The sequence below is a fragment of the Sphingobacterium cavernae genome, assembly GCF_008520265.1.
Lineage (GTDB): Bacteria > Bacteroidota > Bacteroidia > Sphingobacteriales > Sphingobacteriaceae > Sphingobacterium > Sphingobacterium cavernae.
Map to the genome: position 1 here is coordinate 35,858 of NZ_VIQM01000009.1, position 25,375 is coordinate 61,232.

Annotated in this window: 26 protein-coding genes; 20 read left to right on the top strand and 6 right to left on the bottom strand. The window is 35.0% G+C overall.

Annotated elements, in window-relative coordinates; all coding sequences use genetic code 11:
• Window positions 1-3: 3 nt before the first annotated feature.
• The 10 genes from FLS47_RS00715 to FLS47_RS00760 all read left to right on the top strand — a co-directional run bounded on the left by FLS47_RS00715 (window position 4) and on the right by FLS47_RS00760 (window position 9,601).
• Complete coding sequence (locus FLS47_RS00715) at window positions 4-207, top strand: CcmD family protein (protein WP_149912483.1); 204 nt, start codon at window positions 4-6, stop codon at window positions 205-207.
• Window positions 208-233: 26 nt separating this feature from the next.
• Complete coding sequence (locus tag FLS47_RS00720; protein WP_149912484.1) at window positions 234-1,217, top strand: DUF6427 family protein; 984 nt, start codon at window positions 234-236, stop codon at window positions 1,215-1,217.
• A gap of 170 nt (window positions 1,218-1,387) precedes the next feature.
• The gene (locus FLS47_RS00725) at window positions 1,388-2,692 is read left to right on the top strand and encodes a hypothetical protein (protein ID WP_188347325.1); all 1,305 of its coding nucleotides are present in this window, start codon (window positions 1,388-1,390) and stop codon (window positions 2,690-2,692) included.
• The gene (gene lptC / locus FLS47_RS00730) at window positions 2,685-3,296 is read left to right on the top strand and encodes an LPS export ABC transporter periplasmic protein LptC (protein ID WP_149912486.1); all 612 of its coding nucleotides are present in this window, start codon (window positions 2,685-2,687) and stop codon (window positions 3,294-3,296) included. The genes FLS47_RS00725 and lptC overlap by 8 nt, the downstream gene beginning before the upstream one ends.
• 147 nt (window positions 3,297-3,443) lie before the next feature.
• Window positions 3,444-5,546, top strand: a complete 2,103-nt coding sequence (locus tag FLS47_RS00735) for a peptidylprolyl isomerase (protein WP_149912487.1) — start codon at window positions 3,444-3,446, stop codon at window positions 5,544-5,546.
• A gap of 62 nt (window positions 5,547-5,608) precedes the next feature.
• Window positions 5,609-6,127 (top strand): DUF2480 family protein, encoded by a 519-nt coding sequence (locus tag FLS47_RS00740; protein WP_149912488.1) that lies wholly within the window; start codon window positions 5,609-5,611, stop codon window positions 6,125-6,127.
• A gap of 30 nt (window positions 6,128-6,157) precedes the next feature.
• On the top strand, window positions 6,158-6,949 hold the full coding sequence (locus FLS47_RS00745) for a DUF3108 domain-containing protein (protein ID WP_149912489.1): 792 nt from the start codon (window positions 6,158-6,160) through the stop codon (window positions 6,947-6,949).
• 5 nt (window positions 6,950-6,954) lie between these two features.
• Window positions 6,955-7,518, top strand: coding sequence for a DUF3109 family protein (locus FLS47_RS00750; RefSeq protein WP_149912490.1), 564 nt, complete (start codon window positions 6,955-6,957; stop codon window positions 7,516-7,518).
• Between the two features lie 57 nt (window positions 7,519-7,575).
• A complete protein-coding gene (locus tag FLS47_RS00755) occupies window positions 7,576-8,547 on the top strand; it encodes a polyprenyl synthetase family protein (protein WP_149912491.1) in 972 nt (323 codons plus the stop codon).
• Between the two features lies 1 nt (window position 8,548).
• Window positions 8,549-9,601 (top strand): TerC/Alx family metal homeostasis membrane protein, encoded by a 1,053-nt coding sequence (locus tag FLS47_RS00760; protein ID WP_149912492.1) that lies wholly within the window; start codon window positions 8,549-8,551, stop codon window positions 9,599-9,601.
• 96 nt (window positions 9,602-9,697) lie between these two features.
• Here FLS47_RS00760 and ltrA read toward each other — a convergent pair whose 3' ends face one another.
• The 4 genes from ltrA to tpx form a co-directional block, all read right to left on the bottom strand.
• Entirely contained in the window at window positions 9,698-10,846 is a 1,149-nt protein-coding gene (gene ltrA, locus FLS47_RS00765) for a group II intron reverse transcriptase/maturase (RefSeq protein ID WP_223225073.1), read from the bottom strand.
• A gap of 697 nt (window positions 10,847-11,543) precedes the next feature.
• Window positions 11,544-12,485, bottom strand: a complete 942-nt coding sequence (locus FLS47_RS00770; protein WP_149912493.1) for a hypothetical protein — start codon at window positions 12,483-12,485, stop codon at window positions 11,544-11,546.
• 151 nt (window positions 12,486-12,636) lie between these two features.
• Window positions 12,637-13,548, bottom strand: coding sequence for a hypothetical protein (locus FLS47_RS00775; RefSeq protein ID WP_149912494.1), 912 nt, complete (start codon window positions 13,546-13,548; stop codon window positions 12,637-12,639).
• Window positions 13,549-13,628: 80 nt separating this feature from the next.
• Window positions 13,629-14,126, bottom strand: a complete 498-nt coding sequence (gene tpx, locus FLS47_RS00780) for a thiol peroxidase (RefSeq protein WP_149912495.1) — start codon at window positions 14,124-14,126, stop codon at window positions 13,629-13,631.
• 129 nt (window positions 14,127-14,255) lie between these two features.
• Between tpx and FLS47_RS00785 the strand changes: the two genes are divergently transcribed.
• From FLS47_RS00785 to FLS47_RS00795, 3 genes are all read left to right on the top strand, one after another.
• Complete coding sequence (locus FLS47_RS00785) at window positions 14,256-15,476, top strand: OmpP1/FadL family transporter (protein ID WP_149912496.1); 1,221 nt, start codon at window positions 14,256-14,258, stop codon at window positions 15,474-15,476.
• Window positions 15,477-15,481: 5 nt separating this feature from the next.
• Complete coding sequence (locus FLS47_RS00790; protein ID WP_149912497.1) at window positions 15,482-16,786, top strand: SGNH/GDSL hydrolase family protein; 1,305 nt, start codon at window positions 15,482-15,484, stop codon at window positions 16,784-16,786.
• An 81-nt stretch (window positions 16,787-16,867) separates the two neighbouring features.
• Window positions 16,868-17,284, top strand: a complete 417-nt coding sequence (locus FLS47_RS00795) for an OsmC family protein (protein WP_149912498.1) — start codon at window positions 16,868-16,870, stop codon at window positions 17,282-17,284.
• A 419-nt stretch (window positions 17,285-17,703) separates the two neighbouring features.
• Here the strand turns inward: FLS47_RS00795 and FLS47_RS00800 are convergent, their stop codons facing one another.
• The gene (locus tag FLS47_RS00800; protein WP_149912499.1) at window positions 17,704-18,753 is read right to left on the bottom strand and encodes a DUF2157 domain-containing protein; all 1,050 of its coding nucleotides are present in this window, start codon (window positions 18,751-18,753) and stop codon (window positions 17,704-17,706) included.
• A 139-nt stretch (window positions 18,754-18,892) separates the two neighbouring features.
• On the opposite strand from FLS47_RS00800, the gene uvrA reads away from it, so the two are divergent.
• Both uvrA and FLS47_RS00810 read left to right on the top strand, forming a co-directional pair.
• A complete protein-coding gene (gene uvrA, locus FLS47_RS00805; RefSeq protein ID WP_149912500.1) occupies window positions 18,893-21,736 on the top strand; it encodes an excinuclease ABC subunit UvrA in 2,844 nt (947 codons plus the stop codon).
• 80 nt (window positions 21,737-21,816) lie between these two features.
• A complete protein-coding gene (locus FLS47_RS00810) occupies window positions 21,817-22,377 on the top strand; it encodes a hypothetical protein (RefSeq protein WP_149912501.1) in 561 nt (186 codons plus the stop codon).
• A gap of 16 nt (window positions 22,378-22,393) precedes the next feature.
• Here FLS47_RS00810 and FLS47_RS00815 read toward each other — a convergent pair whose 3' ends face one another.
• Entirely contained in the window at window positions 22,394-23,044 is a 651-nt protein-coding gene (locus FLS47_RS00815) for a helix-turn-helix domain-containing protein (protein ID WP_149912502.1), read from the bottom strand.
• 92 nt (window positions 23,045-23,136) lie between these two features.
• Between FLS47_RS00815 and FLS47_RS00820 the strand changes: the two genes are divergently transcribed.
• The 5 genes from FLS47_RS00820 to FLS47_RS00840 are packed head-to-tail and all read left to right on the top strand — an operon-like array spanning window position 23,137 to window position 25,365.
• Entirely contained in the window at window positions 23,137-23,526 is a 390-nt protein-coding gene (locus FLS47_RS00820) for a type III secretion system chaperone family protein (RefSeq protein ID WP_149912503.1), read from the top strand.
• Window positions 23,527-23,534: 8 nt separating this feature from the next.
• Window positions 23,535-24,227 (top strand): PspA/IM30 family protein, encoded by a 693-nt coding sequence (locus FLS47_RS00825; RefSeq protein ID WP_149912504.1) that lies wholly within the window; start codon window positions 23,535-23,537, stop codon window positions 24,225-24,227.
• Window positions 24,228-24,229: 2 nt separating this feature from the next.
• Window positions 24,230-24,478 (top strand): PLDc N-terminal domain-containing protein, encoded by a 249-nt coding sequence (locus FLS47_RS00830; RefSeq protein ID WP_149912505.1) that lies wholly within the window; start codon window positions 24,230-24,232, stop codon window positions 24,476-24,478.
• On the top strand, window positions 24,475-24,669 hold the full coding sequence (locus FLS47_RS00835) for a DUF4177 domain-containing protein (protein WP_149912506.1): 195 nt from the start codon (window positions 24,475-24,477) through the stop codon (window positions 24,667-24,669). The genes FLS47_RS00830 and FLS47_RS00835 overlap by 4 nt, the downstream gene beginning before the upstream one ends.
• Before the next feature lie 18 nt (window positions 24,670-24,687).
• Window positions 24,688-25,365: a hypothetical protein gene (locus FLS47_RS00840; RefSeq protein ID WP_149912507.1), complete on the top strand. Its 678-nt coding sequence runs from the start codon at window positions 24,688-24,690 to the stop codon at window positions 25,363-25,365.
• Window positions 25,366-25,375 lie beyond the last annotated feature (10 nt).

Genomic DNA, 25,375 nt, shown 5'->3' on the forward strand with positions numbered 1-25,375 from the left:
GTAATGAAAAAAATTAGCCTTGTATTGGCATTTATGCTATTCACAATCTGTACTACATTTGCGCAAAGTGATGTAGAAATGGCAACAGGATTGAGAAGTTCGGGAAAGATTTGGGTGGTTGTTGGCGTAATTCTAACCATTGTGATTGGAATGTATGTGTTTTTATTTACCATCGATAGAAAAGTAAAAAAATTGGAAGACAAATAGTCTTTCAATTTTTCTATGTATAAACTATGATAATCAACCAACACAGAAAATTCACACCTATAAACATATTTTGGGTATGTGCAGTGGGAACTTTATTGTGTTTGGGCGCATTTCTACACCTACCAACAGAACTAAAGCCACTGTTTTTAGAGCCCGCTGTTCATAATTTATTAAATATTGAACTGGGTAAAAACCTTCATCCACAATCTAATGTACTACTAACGTTAGTATTGACACTCCTACAAGCTTTCTTACTAAATAGAATCATTAACCACTTTAATTTTTTAGGTAAACCAACCTTTCTGACCGCATTAATTTTCATGACATTGGTCAGTGTTTTTTTACCTTTTTTGGTGCTATCGCCTACATTGATTTGTAATTTCATTACCATCTGGATGATGGGAAAATTATTCAATATCTACAAACAAGCAGATGTCAAAACGCTAATGTTTGATTTGGGAATGATAGTAGCTTTGGGAAGTTTGATTTACTTTCCATTCATCGTGATGCTACTTTTGTTGTGGATAGCACTTATAATCTTTCGTCCATTTATTTGGCGAGAATGGGTCACTCCTATTCTGGGATTCGGGGTAGTTTACTTCTTATTGGGTGTGCTGTATTACTGGATAGATCGTTTTGATGAGTTTTTGCAAATATTCAAACCATTTGCGAATCCTCTTCCGACTGGATTGAAAGTTGATTATCATGATTATTTGGTGGTTATTCCTATCGGTATAGCTGTTTTATTATTTTTATTGGTACTAAAAGATCAATATTTCAGAAGTATTGTGCATCTGAGAAAGTCACTCCAATTATTATTTTACATGTTGTTGTTGATTGTGGGATCTTTTTATCTAAGTAACCAAATTACTATAAATCATTTTTTATTGTGCGTACCGCCATTGGCAATATATTTAGCGTATTATTTTGCGTATGCTAAGATAAAATGGTTGTACGAAAGCATTTACATCATCATTATAGCTACTATAATCTATTTTCAATTCATGTAATGAATTAATATATAAACGATTAACCTTTTTTAACAAAATTGACTAAGGTATTCATTTAAAATTAAATAGTTTTGTATCGAAATAAAGTTAGTATTATTATTGACCTAAGAGTATTAGATAGTAATCCATTATCGGATTTTAATAAATATATGTATAGACAGTCGAACATATTGAGTGCAAAAAAAGCGATAAAAGTTATGCTCGGAACAGCATTGCTGTTTACGGGATCACAGTCTTTCGCTCAAGAAACTACTTCCCATTCTCCTTATTCCAAATTTGGAATCGGCCAAATGCGCGAAGATTTATTGCCACAAACAAGGTCAATGGGTGGCATATCTACAGCCCTTAGATATCAAGCTGGTCTACCTATTCTGAATATTGCTAACCCTGCGAGTTATTCTGGATTAAATAGAACAATCTTGGAAGCGGGGCTTTATGGAAATATCACACAACTAAACAAAGGATCAGCGCAGGACAACACTGCTGATTTTGCTTTTTCACATTTCGGCTTTGGTTTTGCTGTAGCACGTAATCATGGTATTGCTTTTGGATTAATGCCTTATTCGGATATCGGTTACAACATTACTGAGATGCGTACAATGGGCACCATTACAACCAAACAGTCCAAACAAGGAGAAGGTGGTCTGAACAAAGCTTTTATCGGTTATGGATTTTCACCTTTTAAGGGATTCAGTGTTGGAGGTAATGCAGGTTTCTTATTCGGAGAACTGAAAGATAATCTAACAGTTAGTTTTCCTACTGATTTCAACTCATTGAACGCTAGAAGCCAAGTTACACGTTTAGTTCGTGGCCTTATAGTGGATTACGGGGCTCAATATTCATTTCCTGTAAGTAGAAAACACAATATTACCTTAGGCTATTCTGGATCATTAAATAATACAGTAAAAGAAAAAACTTCACAATTAATAACGCGTACTCAGCCATCAGCAGATCCAGACTTCGAAAATGTTGCGTTGGATTCGTTACCAGAAATTGGCGAACGTACACGTAACATTAATCTTCCGATGAAACATAACGTCGGGATAACCATTTCACAAGGTTACGATTGGATGATTGGTGCGGATTTGAAATATGCAGATTGGACTGAATACCAAACTCGTGCGGGAGAAGCATCTTTGGGTAAAAATTACGGTGTAGCTTTAGGTGGACAGTGGAAACCTGATGCTGGTTCAAATAAATATTGGAATATAGTAGACTACCGTTTAGGTGTACGTTATAATCAAGGACATATTACAGCGAATAATACACGCATAGATGATATGGCCGTAACTTTAGGATTTGGACTTCCTCTTCCTGAAACTAACTTCGGAAGCACCTCATCTCGAATTAATATTTCAGCAGAAATAGGTCAACAAGGCACGCTACAAAATAATCTAGTACGTGAACGTTATATAAATATTAATATAGGATTTAATATCAATGACCTTTGGTTCCGTAGAAGAAGTTATGATTAGTAAAATCTTCAAGAAAAACACGATTTCCCTATTTGTTCTTTGCATAATAGGGATTTTGTCATTTACTGCCTGCGAAAATGAGATGAAAGATATCAATGCGATAGAAAACATCAAAAAGGAGGAAGCTGTGGATTTGTACAAGGATGTAAAAATTATTTACAGCGACTCAGCTGTGGTCAAAGCGCAGCTGACTGGTCCAGAAATGAAAATTTACCATGACACGACGCAGGGTAAAAACAATAATTACGAATTTGAAAAAGGACTGCAAATTATTTTTTACGATGCTCTCGGCAAAGAAACCCAACGTATTAAATCGGATTATGGAATTCAAAGAAGTGTAGAAGGGATTACAGAGTTTAAAAAGAATGTGGTAATTAATATGGCTGATGGCTCTATAATAAAGTCTGAAGAAATTTTTTACGATGAAAACCAAAAGATCTATTATAATTCTGTTCCTATTACAATGGATTTTAAAGATGCAAGAGGCAGCCTTCAAGCAATGTCATTTCGTTCAGATACAGAATTCAAAAATATAGAAGGAGAAAACATGACGGGATTTTTCATACCATCAAATAGTAGTCAAATGCCTTCATTTGGTCAGTAAAATCTACTATAACAAAAAACTAAAAGAGATGTTTTGATTTAGCATATATTTTATATGCTTTTTTTTTATAAAAATTGTATCTTGCGCCTTGTTAAAAAACAAAGTCAATTAAATAACTAAAGAACACATAAATACAAATTACGGAATATGGGATTAATGGGTAATTTGCGTAACCGCGCGGGATTAGTAATCTTCGTGATCGGTTTAGCAATTGTTGCATTCTTATTAGGTGATATTATTCAATCAGGAACTCCATTTTGGATGCAAAAACAAAATGAAGTAGGTAATATCAATGGCAATGGAATTGATTATCAACATTTCAATGCATTGGTAGACCAAACATCTAATCAATATCAACAACAAATGGGAGGTGCAGAGACTCCACAAATTAGAAATTTTGCTGTTCAGCAGGTTTGGAATCAAATGGTTTCGCAAGAATTATTAAATTCTGAAATCGAAAAAGTTGGAATTACCTTAGGTAAAAAAGAATTAAATGATCTGATCTCTGGTCCAAACCCAGCGCAACAAATCATTCAAACATTCACTAATCCACAAACAGGTCAGTTTGACAGAGCATATTTAGCACAGGTAATTACAGAAGCTAAAACAAACCCTCAGATTGCTCAACAGTGGGAAAATATGTTGGAACAAATCCGTTCACAAAGATTATCTGAGAAATACTCTAATTTAGTTAGTTCTTCAGTATATGTAACTGCTTTGGAAGCGCAAGATGAATACACTGCTAAAAACAAATTAGCTAATTTCAAATATGTGCTTTTAGACTACTCTTCAATAAATGATGCTGATATCAAATTGACGGATGCAGATTACAAAGAGTATTATGATAAGAATAAGAACTTATTCAAAAACGAAGAAGAAACTCGTACGGTTGAATATATCTTAATTGATGCTAAACCAACAAAACAAGATTCGGCGGCAACACTTGCTACTATTCAAACATTAAAACAAGAGCTAAGTGCATCTACAAATGATTCGTCGTTTGTAACGATAAATTCAGATAATAAAGTTCCTGTTAATTTCTTCAAAAAGGGACAATTAAGCCCTGCTTTAGACTCAGTTGTATTTAACGTTGCTAACGGAACTACAGTAGGACCGTATGTATCCAATGGACATTACGAGATTGCAAAAGTAATTGATTCAAAATTTAGTGCTGACTCCGTAAAAGCAAGTCATATTCTTTTAAATGCAGCTGCAGAAGGTGGTGTAGACAAAGCTAAAGCAAAAGCAGATTCAATCAAAGGCTTGTTGGCTAAAGGCGAAAAATTTGAAACTTTAGCAATTGAGTTTAGCCAAGACCAAGGTAGCAAAAACAATGGTGGAGACTTAGGTACATTCACTAGAGGTCAAATGGTAGGTCCTTTTGAAGAAGCGGCTTTCAATAATAAACCGGGTGATGTAGTGATTGTAGAATCTCAATTTGGTGTACATATCCTGAAAATCGAAAAACACATAGGAAATTCTAAAATTGTTAAAGTTGCTGTAGTGGACAAAGCTATTGTTGCTGGTAAAGAAACAACAGATGCGGCATATACTAAAGCAAATAACATCCTATCAGAAGTAAATAGTAAAAACTTTGCTGAAGTTGCTAAAAAACATAACCTAACTGCTGAAAAGGCTATCCGTCTTCGCGCAATGGACAATACTTTAAATGGTGTCGAAGTGCCAAGAGAACTGGTAAGATGGGTATATGAAGCTAAAGCGGGTGATGTAACGGATAAGATTTTCGAGACAAACGATAACTTTATCATTACTAAAAACCTTTCTATTAGTCCTAAAGGAGTTCAGCCATTAGAAGCTATCAAACCAGAAATTCAACTTGCTGTTACGAATTTGGTGAAAGCACGCATGTTGAAAGAGAAAATGAACAATGCACTAAATGGTTCTTCATCAATCGATCAAATTGCTCAAAAATTAGGTAAATCAGCTATAAACGTTGAGAATATCGTTCTTGCTAATCCTGTTATTCCAGGCGTATCTTTTGAAAGTGCTGTAATAGGAACTGTATTTGGCTTGCAACCAAATAAGCCATCGAAAAGCATTGAAGGCACACAAGGTATTTATGCAGTTCAGGTTTCTAGTTTTGTTAATCCAAAAGAAATGGTAGAAACTGAGCGTAAAGCACAACAAAAACAACAATTAGCAACAAAACAACAACGTTCATGGGGAGCAATCTTCAAAGCGCTGATGGACAATGCTGATATTGATGACAATCGAATTAGATTTTATTAAGATATTATAATTATTTTTATAGCCGAACGCAATACGTGTTCGGCTTTTTATTTTTAACGGATATGGATATTCAAGAAAATATTGTTAATAAAGTTGCTCAAAGTGGATTAATCACCATTGATTTAGCAAAATATTCGCCCAATCCAGAGGACATTATCGTATATGACATAAAAGACAATTTATTTCATGGACTTATATTACGAGAGAAAGATTTTCGTGACTTCGTAAAAGAACATGATTGGTCTCAATACAAAGATAAGCATGTAGGTATTACATGTTCTTCGGACGCTATTGTGCCGACCTGGGCATATATGATTCTAGCAAATAAGTTAACACCTTATGCAGCCTCATTAACTTTTGGAACCAAAGAAGATATTATCCGCGACCAATATAATGCGGCAATCAATGCAATTCCGTACGAAAGCTACCGAGACGAGCGTATTGTAGTAAAAGGATGTGGTGACATTTTTATTCCAGAAAGTGCATTCGTTACTTTTACATCAAAACTTACTCAAGTCGCAAAAAGTATTATGTATGGTGAACCGTGCTCTACTGTCCCTGTCTTCAAACGCAAAAGTTAAACTATTAGCCTTGTAGATTGTCCTAATTATATGAAAAAATTTTACGTAGCATTATTACTTGTATTCATCGGATTTAAATTTGGCTTTAGCCAAACATTACCGTATTTGAAAGAACCAACATTCAAAGAAGGCGAGAAATTATCATACAAGCTAAGATATGGAATGCTTTCTGCAGCAAATGGAGTTCTTTCGGTAAATAAATCAAAATTACAATTTAGCAATAAGAACACATTTCATTTAAGCGCATATGGACAAACGTCTTCTGCGTTTTCGTTATTATTTACTGTCAAAAACAAATACGATTCATATATTGATGGGAATACCTTCCAGCCTTATTTGTATACAGAAGATATCAAGGAAAATAGTTATACACGAAAAGAGTATGCCACTTTTGATCACCGCAATCACACTGTAAAAGGTGCCAAAGGTACATTCAAAAGTCCTTCATCGCAATTATTTGATCTAGTATCTGCGTATTATTTCGCAAGAAATTTGGACCTATCGACATTGAAAAGTGGTAATTCTTTTAAAATTCCTTACTTTCTAAATGATGAAGTAGCAGAATTAAAGGTTACATATGTCGGTACAGAAAAAATCAAAACAGCACTAGGCACTATTGATTGTATAAAGTTGAATCCAGAAATAAAACCCGGACGTATTTTTAAAGATAATAGTAAGTTATATCTTTGGGTCACTAATGATGGTAATCGCATACCCGTAAAAGCACAAGTTGAAATCATTATTGGTTCAATCACCATGGATTTGACTAAAGCGGAAGGATTGAAATACGAATTAGGTAAAAAAGTAAGTTATTCAAAATAAAAGAAATGATTGAGGTTGGAAATGTGTTAGTGCATGAAGATATTATTAATAATGATTTTGTTTGCAATCTTTCCAAATGCAAAGGCATTTGCTGTATAGAAGGTGATTCTGGAGCCCCATTGCGTCAGTCTGAAAAAGCAATTTTGGAGGAAATTTACCCCAAAGTGAAGCACTTAATGACCGAAAAAGGCATAGCGGCTATCGAAGAATATGGCACTAGTGTCATTGATGCAGATGGCGATTTGACCACCACATGCGTGGATGGCAATAAAGAATGTGCTTATGTAACTTGGGAAAACGGCATTACTAAATGTGCTATCGAAAAAGCCTATGAATTAGGAGAAGTAAATTGGAAAAAACCAATTTCTTGCCACCTCTACCCTATTCGTACAACGCATTATCCCGAATTTGATGTATTACATTACGATCGTTGGCATATCTGTCACGATGCATGTTCTTTTGGGAAAGAGCTCAAAGTTCCAGTTTATAAATTTCTTAAAGATCCACTTATACGTGAGTACGGTGCGGAATGGTACACTGAATTAGAAAAATCAGCAGAATCCATCTAGTGTAATTTTACTATATTAGTTAACTATTATTGAAGCTTATTGGTACGTACCATTTTCATGCGAAGTTTAAAAGAAATACAAAAACCCATAGCCACAGAAATCGCTGCTTTTGAAAAAAAGTTTAAGCAATCCATGCAAAGTTCTGTGCCACTATTGGATATTATCACACAATATTTATACAAACAAAAGGGCAAGCAAATGCGCCCTATGTTTGTTTTTTTTGCGGCTGGTTTATGCGGCACAATCAACGAATCTACGTACCGTGGCGCTTCTCTAGTTGAATTATTACATACCGCATCTTTGGTTCATGACGATGTCGTAGACAATGCCAACGAGCGTAGAGGTCTTTTCTCTGTGAATGCACTTTGGAAAAACAAAGTTGCTGTATTAGTTGGTGATTTTCTATTGGCAAAGGGATTACTTCTATCGGTGAACAATAGTGAGCTCCATTTGTTGAAAATTGTATCACACGCCGTTGAGCAAATGAGCGAAGGAGAATTGTTACAGATTGAAAAAGCAAGAAAGTTAGATATTAAGGAAGAAATATATTATGAAATCATTCGTAAAAAAACAGCCTCACTAATTGCTTCATGCTGTGCTTCTGGGGCTTCATCAGTAGGTGCTAGCGATGAAGTTGTTGAAAAAATGAGATTATTCGGCGAAAAAGTAGGTTTAGCATTTCAAATTAAAGATGATTTATTCGATTTTGGGCTAGATGATATAGGAAAACCAGTTGGAAATGATATCAAAGAAAAGAAAATGACACTACCCTTGATCTATGCTTTGAACGAAACTACGAGTGCGCAAAAAAGAAACATCATAAAACTGGTCAAGAACCACAATGATAATCCGGAGAAAGTGGCAGAAGTTATTCAATTTGTAAGAAGTAGTGGAGGGCTTGAATATGCTACAAATAAAATGCTGCAATATCAACAAGAAGCTTTTGATATACTTGCTGAATTTGCCGACAATGAATATAAAATAGGATTACAACAATTAGTAAAATTTACAACAGAACGTAATAAATAAAATGAGTCACGAATTAATGTTTTTTGGAGGATTTATCATCTTTATAATCCTCATGCTGGCTATTGATCTTGGATTATTTAGCAAAAGCGACAAGCCTATTACTCTAAAAGCCGCAGCCATTATGTCCATTATTTGGGTATCTTTCGCTTTAGGTTTTGGCGCAATACTCTATTATTGGGGTAACGAGCTTCATAATGTACATGATTTCGCGCGCTTAAAAGAAGTTATCGTGATGCATCTTCACGATGTAAAAATTAACGAAAATGATTTAGCAGCAAGTATTCAAGCGTATAATAAAACACTCACACTAGAATATCTAACAGGATATGTAGTAGAATATGCTTTGTCTGTAGATAATATCTTTGTAATGGTATTATTATTTACCTCTTTCGGTATTCCAGAAAAATATTACCATAAAGTATTAGTATGGGGAATCATTGGAGCAATTCTGATGCGTTGTATATTTATTTTTATTGGCGCTGCTCTTATTGCTAAATTTGGATGGATTTTATATGTATTTGGAGCGTTTTTAGTATATACAGGTATTATGATGTATAGAAATCGTAATCAGGAAGAAGAGGTTGATCCTCAAAACCATGCTGTAGTAAAGTTTGCTTCTAAATACTTTAAGGTAACCCACAAATTAGACAGTGGAAAATTTTTCGTCGTGGAGAATGGCGTGAAATATGTTACTCCATTATTTTTAGTATTATTAGTAATTGAGTTCACTGATTTAATATTTGCAGTCGATTCTATCCCTGCAATTTTTTCAGTTACAAAAGATCCTTACATAGTATTCTTCTCGAATATTTTTGCGGTATTAGGACTTCGTTCGATGTTCTTTTTATTGGTAAATATCATTGACAAATTCCATTATTTGAAAGTTGGTTTAGCATTTTTATTGGTATTTATTGGAGCAAAAATGCTTTTGCACAGTTATTTGAAAGAGTGGGGATTCACCACAGCACATTCCTTGATAATTATTATATCGATTCTTGCAATCAGCGTTATTGCATCATTAATGTTCCCGAAGAAAAAAGAATACACCGCTTAATATTGCGTTCAAAACTTATAGAGTAGGAAGGTAATCATTATTTGATTACCTGACCCCTCACACCACCGTACGTGCCGTTCGGCATACGGCGGTTCATTAAACATTAACAGTCTTTGGGACTATTATATCGGTAAGATATAATAGTCCTTCTTTCTTTAAGAATGCATTGGTAAGCGTTCGTTTCAAGATTGGGCTATTTACCGTTCGCCACGGACCTTTACGGGTATTACCCCATTGATAAGCTTGGTTAGAAGTCACCCCTAGTTTCTTAAGCTCCTTCACACGCGTCTTGATCCGTTCCCATTGGCTCCAGTAGCAGAGCCTAACACGGCTACGTGTCCACTCGTCTAGCATTTCAAATATGCTTCGCGATTCACTTAACTTGAAGTAACTACCCCAGCCTTGGTTCAATCGTCGGATTTGTATCATCCGTTCCCCCATAGACACAGGGCTTCTGCGACTAGTAATCTTACGGATTTTATCCTTGTAGATACTAATACTTTTACCGTGTACACTAATGCCTTTGCTGCCCTTCTTATGGTAAAACGTAAACCCAAGTAACCGCGTGCGCCAAGGACGAGTAACAACACTCTTTTCTAAATTTACTTTCAGTTTTAGTTCCTTTTCAATGTACTTACTGATGCTTTCCATTACACGATCACCAGCACGTTTACTTTTAACATAAATACTACAGTCATCTGCATAGCGAACAAAACGGTGACCACGGCTTTCCAATTCCTTATCTAGTTTATCTAGTATAATATTGGAAAGTAGCGGGCTTAATGGACCGCCTTGTGGAACCCCCTGCTTGCAAGAAGTCAATTTCCCTTCATCACAAATATCGGCACGAAGGATGCGGTGAATTAGTTTCAGAACTCGCTTGTCAATGATCTTCTTGCTTAATTCATTCATTAGGTAGTCGTGGTTAACTCGGTCAAAGAATTGCGCCAGGTCTAGAGCCACAACATGACTATATCCCAAGTTAATGTATTCTTTGGCTTTTACTAATGCCTGGTGTGCATTCTTCTCTGAACGAAAACCATAGCTATGTTCCGAAAAGTCAGGATCATACATTTTCACCAAAACCTGAGAGATAGATTGTTGGATAAGCCTATCCATATAGGTAGGAATACCCAATAAACGTTCTCCGCCATGGGGTTTAGGGATTTTAACACGTTTAATGGACGATGGACGATATTCTCCCTGCTCTAGTTGTAGTTTAATATGACGCCATTCACATGCCATCTGTTCTTTAAATCAACGTGACCGACTTTATCAGTGCCGGGCGCGCCTTTGTTGCCTACAACCTGATCGTACGCCTCATGAAGATTGCTACTACTCATAATTTCTTCGAGTAACATGTTGTTTTGCATTTTTTTTCCCTGTTTCCGTGTTTTCTATTTTCTTTCAAGATATCGTTCAGCGCTCCCTGCTACTTTTCTGCTTCCAGCATATCCCTTGCAGGGCAGCTCTCCATTTCTCTCCATATACCTGTCGAATATACAGCGGGATGTTTCGGATAGTTTGGGGCTTTGTCTTGTTATGCAGACTTACCCACATCCAACTGCCTAATTCGCTTCCTGTACGTCAGGCCAGAGATTTACCGCCGGCTTCCTTCAGATTCCTCCTCACGGAGGACACCCTTGCCTTAAGTTAACGTTTCCCACTATCAAGGCACGTTCGGGACTTACACCCTAGAGTTCACGCACATGCCAGGCGCACATAACAAAAAAGGATATTATATTGCTAATATCCTTTTTTGCTTTTATAAGACTGATCGTAAAGTATAAAATGTATAACCAATTCTATTTCTATTGATGAGCAATGTTTATTGATGTAGAGTATATAATCATCCTGGTTATTATCACATAATTTATTATAATACAAAAAATAGCCTACCTAAGGCAGGCTATTAAATATCTTACAAATAATAATTTACTAACTATTTAAGCACAACACTTGACCTTCCCATAATTGCATCGTCAGCATATAGCAATACGGTGTAGGCACCTTTTTTAAGTTTGGAAGTATCACTCCATAAAAATTGGTATTCTTCTCCATTATTAGTGAAGTTTATATGTTCTTTGAAAGTATACTGTAACTTGTCACCATGAATATAGAAAATAGAGTTACTTGCTGCAATAAGATTCCCTTGTGGGTCGATGATACGAGCAAATACTTCTTTTCTTCCTTTACGTGCTAACGCATTATCAACTATAGTAAATTTAATTTGCAATTTGTCAGCTCGTTTTGCTTTGTTTTCAATTTCCAAAGTTCCGTTCTTCTTTTCTTCAACACCGTTTACAGCTATATTCGAAACTTTTAATGATGACGCAATCAAAACTTTTTCATTCAATAATGAATTATCGTTGGCCAATTGCTGAACCTTGGTTGAAGTCTCTTTAACAGTACCTTGCAATTCCACATTTTGCTTTTTTAGAATTTCATTCTGTAACTTCAAATCATTTACTTCCCCTAGCAATTTAGAAACATTAGATTTCAAATTCTCCAACTGGGTGTTTGCTAATTGAATCTGACTATCTGAAACATTATTTTCTTCCAATGCAGCACGCAAATCAGCAATGTTTTGCCTTGCCTTTTTTTGTTGTTCTACCACTTCTACAGGTAATCCTTGAATATTTTGACGATCGATATTATCAAGTTCTGCTTCAATTCTATCGATTTCAATTTGCAACTTTTCCTTTTGAAGTGTCAATGTATATAGCTTCTCACCTGATGATTTATATTTTACATAGAAGTATACATTAGTAGCCAATAAGGCAATAATAGCCACGATAAAAAAATAAATTTTTGATTTATCTTTATTACCTTTTGGCTCTACCTCTGTCTTTTTAGATTTGACACTAGCTACTTTATCTTCCATAATCCTACCCCCAAATTAAACATGACTTATTCTTTGTATTATTAAATATTGTTTTTCGTAGATTCAAGAAAACTTCAAAAACTATTCCAATTTATCAAGTTCTATAACATTCGTTGAAAAATTAATTACAAACGCACAACAACTCATCTAATCAACTCAAATTCAATGAATTGTAAATTTTACTTTTAATTAATCTTTTGATTTCCCCCTGGTTAATATTGCTCATTGAGGTGTAAATATCTCTCTTCAATTCAAATTTTGAAATAGCAGAAATTCTATTATAATTTACCTCATTTAATTTAACAATTGTATTGCCTAAACGAATTTTTGAAGTATTAATATTTGATAATGACAAAATATCATCTTCATAGTCAACGATTACTCCTCTCTCATGCTCACCTTTCCCACAAAATTCAATTTCTGCGCCAAATACATCAAAAACTAAGCGAAATATATCTCGTATGCTAATTTGACTGTCTTCTAATTCCGACTTTAAGACCTCAGCAGAATCCTTAATACATTTTACTAGTAGTTCCACATAGGATAATTTTTCAATGAAGACAATGTCTGCTTGTAATGTGTTCAAATACATTTTTTTGCCATTTTCGGAGAAAATAGAATGCACAATTTTAGTTATTACTTCATCCAAAATTTCTGATGTGCATTGCCAGAAATCATGTTGAATAATTGGTATTTTATTTTGCTCTGCCAAAAGAATTAACAGTTGTCTCACCTCAAAAATTGGCGCTTCATTATTAAAATCATAAGAATGATCGAAAAACCATTTTGTGTCAGCTAAACTCTTAATCAAAATTAAATTTTCGCTTTTCCGAATATTCTCTAAAACACTCAAGTTGTCAATACAACCATCTAAAATGTCAATAAATTCAATTTCAGAGATTAAATCAGATATTATAGCTACTTGCTCAAATTGAGCTTTTGTTTTACCCCCTAATAGCAGAACCTTATAACCAGCTTCGATCACCTTTTGTGCTAGAAGAATGCCGTTTGAAGTATATGGATCAAAGATTGTAAGTATTTTTTTAGGTTGATTGTCAATCATAATGCAATATTATTCATTAAAAATAATATTACATAGAATAAAAGCTAAGGATTAATAAAATAACCCCTAGCTTATTATTTTTACAGTACTGCTAATGCTGCTTCATAATTAGGCTCATCAGCAGTTTCTGAAACTTGTTCATTATACACTACTTTACCGCTTTCATCCAAAACAATCACAGCTCTACTCAACAAACCTTCTAATGGTCCATCGCTAAATCGTACACCATAAGCGTCCGAAAAAGACGAATCCTTGTACTCCGAAAGTGTAATTACATTTTCTAAACCTTCGCCTGCGCAGAATCTTCCTTGCGCAAAAGGCAAATCTTTAGAAATGCAAAGTACTACAGAATTTGGCAAAGAGGAGGCAATTTCATTAAATGCACGAACAGAGGCTGCACAAGTACCAGTATCGACACTCGGGAAAATATTTAATATAATTCTTTTTCCTTCGAAATCTTTTAATGATTTTTGCGACAAATCCCCTGATGTTAAAGAAAAGTCTGGCGCTTGTTCTCCAACTTTAGGTAACGTACCATTCGTGTTAACAGGCGACCCCTTAAATGTTACTTGACTCATGATGATATATAAATTTTGATTGTTAAGTTAATCATTTCTATTAATCAAAAAAAGACAAATAATTATTTTATTTCTAAAAAAAATACTATGTTAGCATATTATTTTTGGTCATAGCAAACCTTTCACGATATGAGAAAATTACTTTTTGCCCTACTGCTGGCAAGTCCAACATTAACGTTCGCCCAAGGTTCACAAGTGAACACACAAGGTATTAGAGCACTAGGAATGTCTGGTGCCGGTTCCGCATTATTTGTCGACGAGACTAGTATTTTTTATAATCCTGGCGCATTAGCAAAATCAAAGAACAATGCAATTTCATTAGGTGCTTCTGCGGTGATGTACAGATCAGCATTCAAGGAAACGGGAGGCAATGAACAACATAACACCAAATTCCAAATAACTCCTCCATTTTCGATTTTCGCTTCTTTTGGACCAAAAGATAGTTGGTGGAAAGCTGGAATAGGAGTTTATACGCCATTTGGTGGCGCTGTGGATTGGGGAACGGAATGGCCAGGGAGGTTTGAATTGAATCACCTTGCTATGCGAGCTATATACATCCAACCTACAGTAAGTTTTAAATTAACAGAAAACTTTGGTATTGGCGGAGGATTTGTATACAATAGAGGTTCAGTGGATTTATCTCGTTCTATTCCATTATTTGACCAAAATGGACATGCTGGACGTGCTGAATTAAGTGGCGTCGGCACAGGTATGGGGTATAATATCGGCGTGCATTACAATTTAGAAGAGGATTTTGCGATTTCCTTAAGCTATAGATCTAAAGTAATTACAAAATTAGAAGATGGAGACGCAGAATTCACAGTCCCATCTGCAGTTGCATCATCATTTCCTAACACTAAATTTTCAGCAGAGCTACCTCTTCCATCGTCTTTTAATTTAGGAATCTCTTTCCCTGTGGGAGAAAAGTTTGACATTGCTGCTGACGCCACCATGATTGGGTATAGCATTTATAAAAAATTAGTATTTGATTACGAGGACAATACTCCATTTCTAAGTGACACTGAACAAACTAAAAAATATGAAAATGCATTTTCAGGTAAAGTTGGTTTAAACTACGAAGCAACAGATAAGCTTGATCTTCGTATGGGTACCGGATATGTATACACACCAGTACGTGCACAGTATGTTTACGCTGAGACACCTGACAATAATCGCGTTATGGGCTCAATTGGCTTCACCTATAATCTATCCGATAAATTTGATTTGTCAGGAGCATACACATTCCAACGTATAATTGAACGCACCGTTACGAATGCTGAAACTCGCCTAAGTGGAACTTTTAAAACTAATATTCACGCTCCAGGTATTTCTTTAACCTATAAATGGTAATTACGATGAAAAGATTTGAAAAAAACATAAAACTATGCATTGCGATAGGGGCTTTAGCAGCAATAACAGCGTCATGCAAACCTGAAATTGTAAAGGAATTAACTCCTGAAAACAAAGCTAAGGTCGATTTCTCGAAATATATTGCAGTAGGTAATTCACTAACTGCAGGTTTTGCAGATGGGGGCCTTTATTTGGAAGGTCAGCAAGTCGCTTTTCCCAATCTCCTAGCGAAAAAAATGAAAACACATGGAGGAGGTGAGTTCAATACACCATTCTTTTCTGAAGCACAATCAAATGGTTCTGGATATTATAGATTGAAAGCGTTGGTAAATGGTCAACCACAACTAGAATGGCTGAGCGATAAATCTGCTCTAAATAATGGCGTGCTAACAAAATACGAAGGAACAGAAATTAATAACTTAGGTGTTCCAGGGATGCGTTTAGATCATTCAGGCGTAAGTCTAGTCAGTGCAGGGAACATGTATTTTAAGAGATTAATACCAGATGCTGAGGCAGGCACAAAAAGCTATCAACAGTTTGTAGCAAACCGAAATCATACATTCTTTTCATTTTGGTTAGGAAATAATGATGTTTTAGGTTATGCAACAAATGGTGCAGTAAATGACAATCCTGCAGGTACAACAGTATTAACTTCGTTGGCTACTTTTAGAGCTGTATATACACAATTTATTTCTCAATTGACTGCCAATGGACAAAAAGGTGTGGTGGCTACAATTCCGGATGTAACCTCGATTCCATATTTCACAACAGTGACACGTAAAGCATTATTAGATGCCGCATCAGCAGCTTCTGGACAAACGGTTACTAATTTATTTATAACAACAAAAACAAACCCTTCTCGACCAGCGACGGATAATGATTTATTTGTATTGCCTTTCTCTAGTTCTGGATTACTAGGTAACACAAATGGCTCTCCAGCGCCTTATGGATTACACCCTAATAGACCTATCGAGGATAAATATGTGTTAGATACTGAAGAAACAGCCGCTATTAAAGCACATATAAATGAATTAAATAAAGTAATAAAAGAGATTGCAACCAGTAAAAACATAGCCGTAGCAGATGCTAATGCTTTTTTAACACGCTTGAAAAATGGCATAAACTATAATGGCGTAGGAATTAGTTCAGCATTTATCTCGGGTAATGCATTTTCTTTGGATGGTATTCATTTAACGCCAATGGGTAATGCAGTAATGGCAAATTTAGTAATCGAGGCTATTAATGCAAAATACGGCACAAAATTGGAAAAAGTTGATGTTACTGAATATAGAGGTGTAAAAATGCCTTAACACTAAAAAATAAAACACGTGGAAAAGGTCACTGAATTCAGTGACCTTTTCTTATTTTAGTAATAAAATAATTTATAAAGCATGAAAGTCGAGTTACAACGTATAAATAAAGGTGTTCATTTTGAAGCGTCTAGCGAATTGTCAACGGTAAAAGTAAATATTGATGGATCTGATTCTATCGGCGGTGAAGGAAAAGGTGTAAGGCCAATGGAACTTGTATTGATGGCCTTAGGCTCATGTAGTGTTTTTGATTTAACAACAATTCTTCAAAAACAACGTCAGCAGATTGATGATATTCAAGTAGAAGTAAAGGGTGATCGCAGAGAAGAAATTCCCAACATTTTCACCAATATTCATCTTAGTTTCATATTGAAAGGAAATATTGACGAGGTCAAAGCACAAAAAGCTGCTGAACTCGCCGTAAAGAAATATTGTTCTGTCCATGACATGCTAGCAGCAGGAGGCGTTAACATTACTTACAGCTTAAAAATAAATTAACTTACTATCATTACAAGAAACAAAGATTCCGCATAACATTTAAATAAATCAACCAATAAGGATAGCGGTTGATTTATTTAAAGGCAATCCTAGAAATATGATTTGCAAGTCTAAAATCACCAAAATTTATTGTTAAATATTATTTAATTTAATTTCTATAAAAAGTTTATAAAAACATTTTTATGTTGCAGTAATTAATATTTATCTCTATTTGTCCCTTTGATTATAATCCAGTCTCAAAAAGACAAATACCAAAATTATTTGGATATGCAAGAAATGGATACGGTGTAAGAAGTAACCATGCTTATAACGGAATAATAGCTGGAATTATCATGCTTTGGATGGGGAGAACTTTAAGAATATAAAAACATAAAAAGATGGAAATATAGACCCGATTAGACATCTTAAACAAAGCGCTTCTATTCTGAAGAGCTTTGCTTTTTCCATATCTTTTCGGACCAACGTCCTACTAACCAAAATGATATTGCTAAGATAAGGAAGAAAATTGTTCGATTGATATTATCCCAAAGGTACTCCACAAATCGTGTATATAGATTTAACAAAAAGAATACAAATCCAATATCACGAATTACCGTATCTCTTTTCTTCAAACCGAAAAAAGCCAAACCTAATGACAAAAATACAGCTATCAATCCCCAATAAAATATTTCCCATTGCCTAATCTTTGACCACGCCTCGAAATCACTATAATTTCCAAAGATAGACAAACACCACAAGGCAATCATGGTATATAATAAACCTATCACTATAGTTGTCGACTTAAATGGCTTTAATTGCATAAACTTTGGTTGAACAAACACAGCACAGGTGGTTAGAATTATTCCGAAAATCGTAAAACGTAATGGATAATTCATTCCCCAAAATTTCCATCCCCAATCACTATGGTAAGCTGTTTCGGTTGCAAACCATATGCCCAAAGCAACTAAGGTAAAAACCCAAATCAATTTTGAACTTAACTTGACGGATAACACACCGTAAATTAGGATAGAAAGAAAAAATAAGATGCTGAAAAAATGATTATCTCGATCTAAAATTTGCCCTAAAAACCCAATACACGCTGCTGTTGAAAATGATCCCGCCAACATTAAGGTTTCATTTGAAAAGGTTTTATCTGGATATAATTTTTTATTTCTAAACCCCAGGAAGTAAAATAAAAAGGATAACCCAGCAAAAGCAATGCAAAATATCACATTGGGAGTATCATAAAATTGCTGAATAAACTTTTCAAGAGCATTATCTGAAAACAAAGAAATCACTGAAAAAATCAAAGACGCCAACGCTACCCAAAAAGCATATCGAGCAAGCACCCTCCACTCAAAACTACGCTCATCAATAGTAGCTTTAAGCTCCTCCGTTTTTTGGTTATCCAAATTTCCATTTACATTCCAAAAATCAAGCGCTTGCTCTACGGTTTCTTTTTCTTGGCGACTTAAATCTAATTTTTTCAAGGGCTAATTGTTTATAAAAGTAAATTACAAAAACTATTCCATCATCCGAATATAATATTAGGTAATAACACCTTAGACATCAGTACAAATTCCGCTTAATAATGAGTAACTTTGCAAGTTCGTAAATTTTTAGCTCGATATGTCCAAAACAAAAGTAGTCGATTTAGGTGATCAAAGTGAAGTAGAAGTATATGGTGCTCGTGTACACAATTTAAAAAACATTGATGTTTCTTTTCCGCGCAATGAGCTGGTGGTTATCACAGGATTGAGTGGGTCGGGAAAATCATCATTGGCTTTCGACACCATTTATGCAGAAGGACAACGTCGTTATATGGAAACTTTCTCTGCCTACAGTCGTCAGTTTTTGGGTGGATTAGAACGTCCTGATGTAGACAAAATCTCAGGTTTGAGTCCGGTTATCTCTATTGAGCAAAAAACCACGAACAAAAATCCTCGTTCTACCGTAGGTACAATTACCGAAATTTACGACTTTTTACGTCTGCTGTATGCACGAGCAAGTGAAGCATTTTCGTATGCAACGGGTAAAAAAATGCAGCGTATGTCTGAAGAGCAGATTGTAGATCGAATCTTAACTGACTTTAAAGACGAAGGAATTAATATTTTGGCTCCTGTTGTCAAAGGTCGTAAAGGGCATTACCGCGAGTTGTTTGAGCAAATTCGCAAGCAAGGCTATTCTAAAGTACGCGTAGACGGCGACGTCTTGGATTTAGAGCCAAAAATGCAAGTGGACCGCTACAAAATACACGATATCGAAATCGTTATTGATAGACTTCACGCTTCTGAAGGCGATAAAAAACGTTTGTATACATCGGTGCTCCAAGCGATGAAAGCTGCAAAGGGCATCATCAAAATTGTAAATCGCGATAATACTAAAGAACAGTTTTTTAGTAAATATTTGATGGATGCCGAGTCAGGCATTTCATACGACGAACCGCAGCCGAATACATTTTCGTTCAACTCACCTTATGGTGCATGTTCCAAATGTGATGGATTGGGCTATATTTTTGAGATTGACAAAAACATTGTCATTCCAGATAAGAAATTAAGTATTCAAAAAGGTGCAATCGTTCCTTTGGGTTCGCTAAAAGAAAGTTGGAATAGTGCGATTATCAAGGCAGTAGCAAAGAAATTTGAGATTTCGCTTACGACTCCTGTCAATAAGTTGACAGAAGAACAAATAGATTTGATGCTTTTTGGTGCGGAAGAACCTATATCACTTACTGTTTCATACGGGTCTTATGGCGCAAGAGAATATAAAGTCACTTTTTCGGGCATCTTCAAGATGCTGGAAGAACAAAGTGGTAAATATTCCGATGATGCGCCTGCACTGGATGACTTTCGTACGCAAGTGGTGTGTCCAACTTGCCATGGTGACAAATTGCGTATGGAATCACTACATTTTAAGATCGCCGATAAAAACATCGCAGAATTGGCGTCAATGGACATTTCAGTTCTGGCAACTTGGTTGGAAAACGTTGAGGAGAAGATGGATGATCGTCAAAAAACCATTGCCGTCGAAATCCTGAAAGAAATAAGAACTCGTTTAGGCTTTTTATTGGACGTAGGTTTGAATTACTTGACATTGAATCGTTCGTCAAAAACATTATCAGGAGGTGAAGCACAGCGTATTCGTTTGGCTACGCAAATCGGTTCGCAACTGGTAAATGTCTTGTATATTTTGGATGAGCCAAGTATTGGTTTGCATCAACGTGATAATGAGCGTTTGATTAATTCCCTGAAAAACCTTCGAGACATAGGAAACTCGGTTCTAGTTGTGGAGCATGACAAGGACATGATTCTGAATGCGGATTATGTAATCGACATGGGACCTGCAGCAGGTGTGAATGGAGGAGAAATTGTTGCAGAAGGTCTTCCAAAAGACATATTAAAAGCAGATTCACTTACCGCAGCCTATTTGAATGGCAAAAAAGAAGTAGCTATTCCTAAAGAACGCAGAAAAGGTACAGGCGAAGTATTATCACTAAAAGGCGCGACAGGCAATAACCTAAAAAATGTATCTGTTGATTTTCCATTGGGAAAATTAATTTTAGTTACTGGAGTATCGGGCTCTGGAAAATCGAGTTTAATAACAGGTACGCTCTACCCTATTCTGAATAAACATTTTTTCCGAGCGAAAGCAACGCCAATGCCACACAAAAGCATTGAAGGCTTAAAAAATATTGATAAAGTTATCGAGATAGACCAAAGTCCTATTGGAAGAACACCACGTTCGAATCCATCGACCTACACAGGTGTGTTTTCGGATATTAGAACGCTTTATGTACAACTTCCAGAAGCTAAAATCCGTGGTTATAAGCCGGGACAATTCTCTTTCAATGTCAAAGGAGGACGTTGTGAAACTTGTCAAGGTGCAGGCATGAAGATTATTGAAATGAACTTCTTACCAGATGTACAAGTTCCTTGTGAATCGTGTAATGGCAAACGCTATAACCGCGAAACATTAGAAGTGCGCTACAAAGGTAAGTCGATTTCGGATGTCTTGAACATGAGTATCAATGAAGCTGTAGATTTCTTCGAACATATTCCATCTATTTATCGCAAGATTAAAACATTACAAGATGTTGGTTTGGGCTATTTGACTTTAGGCCAATCGTCCACTACCCTTTCAGGTGGTGAGGCACAACGCGTAAAATTAGCGACAGAATTATCGAAAAAAGATACTGGAAATACGTTTTATATCCTTGATGAACCAACAACAGGATTACATTTTGAAGATGTCAATGTTTTGTTGGGAGTAATTAAACGTTTAGTCGACAGAGGAAATACGGTTTTGATTATAGAACACAATTTGGATGTAATCAAAACAGCGGATTGGATTATTGATATGGGACCAGAAGGTGGCCGTAAAGGCGGACAACTTCTTTTTGCAGGTACACCAGAAGATTTAATCAAAGTTAAAAACTCTGAAACCGCCCGATTCTTGAAAGAAGAGATGAAGTAAACGCACAAGCTCCATTTGAAATTCAAATGGAGCTTGTTCTTTCTACAAAATCATTATATTAAGTATAACTTAAATTAAGAATGAAATTTCCTAAAAATATTGTACTATTAAAAGATTATCATGAGAGAATAGATGTAATAATTAAAATGGTTCATCCGAAATGGATAGTCAATTTATTAATGTTCCTATTATTTTCTTTTATTATACTCTATATTGTTGGATTGTTCACATTCAATATATTTGAAGAAATAGGACCAGCAGCCCTTATTATATGTGCATTTTATTTATTTCTCACCTACCGCTTTGCAAGAATAGTTTTCTGGCATAAAGATGGAGAAGAACTTTTAATCTTGACAGACCTCTCCTTTTCTTTTATCAGAAACTATGGAATTTACCAATCAAAAATTTATACTATCACTGACCCTCACTATGAAATTGGATTTTTGGAATCCCATAGCGAAGAATCCAATAGGAAAACAAGTTTTTTTTGCCATGTAGATCCTGTCTCCAAATTAGAATCTTTACTTTTTGAACCTGCTCTAGATATTACTTATGATGATTTTATAATTATTAAATCACATCTATTTAAACTAAGAGCTCCTGAAGACTTTTTATTCAAAAATGATATAATTCTGAACTAAAATCCTTTTATATATTTTATACCCTAGCAAACTTTGCGTACAACTTCCAAAAAGATTGCTGATTTTCTTCCGTAAAAACAGCTTCCTTCCAATCGTTAAGTTTTAACTTTATTTGCTTGTCAGCTACTTCGTATTGTCCAAAAAACATATCTTCACCTTCTAAGTAAAAACCAATTTTTAAATCTAATATATGCAGTATATCAATCTCTACATGCTCAAAAAAAAGAATTGTCCCTTCTTCAAAAGAAAAATCAGCAGGATTTGAAATTATATCCGAATTTTCCACAGCCAACATACTGTGTTTATTATATATTGGGAAATATATATGAGGCAGTTCTTTTAATTCAACCACTGAATTATTTTGCAAATATTCCCGATTCAAAAAAGGTATTTCTGTTAAAGCTTTTGAATTTAATTGAATTGACTTTTCAAAGTGATCCTCAAAATTTAAAATTTCGTTAACTGTCAATTGCTTTTCGAGAAGCTCAGATATCGGAATGCTAAAATATTTTGCAATCTGCAGAATTACTTCTATTCGTGGTTCTGCACGAAATTCCTCATATGAGGAAATATTACCTCTAGTCAAGTTAAATAACTCTGCAAAAGCTTGCTGACTTAACCCTTTCACCTTTCTAAGCTTCTTAATATTATTACCAATTTGACTCATTGAAAAAAATAATTAGAATTATTTTGCAAAAATATTTTGCACTACTTATATTTACGCTAACATTATAAGCAAATATATAAAATAATTAGCCAATGAACTTCAAAACTGTTGAAAAATTTATTCTCGATTTGGATTACACCATTATCAGCAAGAATGAGAATGAAGGTTTTTTTCTGATTGAAAACAATTTTGATGGCATTAAGAATCTGATAATTGGAGTTACACCTCCGATAATCATTTTCGAACAACATCTATTTTCTTTGCATTCGGACAACTTGCATATTTTCAAATCGCTCTTGATTAAAAATAGAGATATCATTCATGGAGCATTTGCACTTACCGAAGATGGCAAGCGTGTGATTTTTAGGTACACTTTACAATTGCACAACCTGGATCAAAATGAATTTGATGCGGCTATTAATTCGCTTTCTTTATTGCTAGGCGAGTACAAGGAACAACTTATAGAATTTTCAAAGAAATAAATCGTGTGATGAATATTTTTAAAAGACTTTTAAAAATCGGACAAGCAGAAATTCATGCTTTGGTCGATAAGATGGAAAATCCAATTCATTTGATTGAAAAAGGAATTGAAGAAATGAAACAACAGCTATCAGAATTGACGGAAGCTTATATAACGAATCGAGCGCATTTAATACGAAGCGAGAATCTTGCTAAAAATAAGTTGAATGATGCAACGAGTTATGAATATAAAGCCATGTTGTTGTTACAGAAAGCCCATCAACAAGAAATTGACGCAGCAAAAGCTGATCAACTTGCATTGGAAGCGCTGAATATTAAGAAAAAATTGACCTCTGAGGCAGCAGAAATCACAAACGAAGTGACAATATATTCTGAAAAAAACAATTTACTTAACAGTAAAATTGATATATTAAAGTTCAATATTGCAAAGTGGGAAAAAGAGCTAAGTACGTTGAAAGCGAAAAAATTAATAAATAAAGCTTCTGAATTTGCAAATAGACAAATGGCCAATATAGACAACAACAGCACAATTGAGCTTCTGGAAAAGATGAAGACCAAATTGGAGCATCAAGAAGCGTATAATGAGGCATTGGAAGAATACAGTCAGCAGCATACAGAGAATGAAATAGACTATTTGCTCCGCAAATCGGATACAACCAACGAAGAATTAGAAGCATTAAAGCGTAAAATTAACAACACTTAAAGATGAACAATTTAATATTTATAAATATCGGAACAGCCGAAATGTTTATGCTCGTCATTATGAGTTTTCTAGTATTGATTCCACTAATTATGGCTGGCGGAGCACTTTGGGATTTGCACAAAAGAGATTTTTCACATAAAACTACAGACAAGATATTGATCATACTTTTGATACTTTGTGCGCCATTCATTGGCACATTAGTCTACATATTAATAATACGAAATCATTATCCAGTAAAATTAGCAGTATGAAAAGATTTGAATATAAAACGGTAAAAGTTGAGCCAAAAGGTTTTTGGGGGACATTATTAGAACCAGAGGAAATAGACAAAATTCTTAACGAATTTGGCCGACAAGGATGGGAACTGGTAAGTGTGCAAGACCTTACCTTCGGTGGTAATTCTTGGACATTCCATTATACATTTAAAAGAGAAATAATTTAATTTTAACGCACCAAAATTATGTCCGAAGTTATAAATATCCTTTTTAATCCACTGCCAAATGCAATAATGACGCTGTTAACAGGATTGTCGCTATTGTATTGGTTGTTTACGATACTGATGGGTGATGGTTTTGATTTTGGCGGAACAGATGTTGATGCAAATTTTGAAGGAGCTGACGTACAAGATATAGAAGGTGACACAACTATAGATGGAAACACAGAACCATCGTTCATCGCGAAAGCTATGGATTTTATTAATATTGGTAAAGCTCCTTTGATGGTAATCGTTACACTTTTCAAATTTATTGGATGGCTTATTACGATTGCGACATCGCTACTTTTTCATCTTGGTAGTTACGGATGGAAATCAGTATGGATATTAATCCCAATACTTGTTTTGACCTATTTCTTGATGCATTATGTAACAATACCAGTAGTTAAGCTGTACCAAAAAGTAGGTTATTCCGGTGAAGAAGCTCTAGAATTTTTGGGCAGAATAGGAAAAATGCGTTCGAGCATCAAAGGTGAAAGTATTGGTTCTGTCGAATTATTGATTCAGCAAGATGTCATCCGACTAAATGTAAAAAGTGTGGATGGTTCAGAAATTCGCTATGATGATGAAGTCACCATTGTGGATGAGGCTGCAGACAAAAAATACTATTATGTTCAGAAAAATATAAACCTAAATAACTTTTAAAAAATAAAAC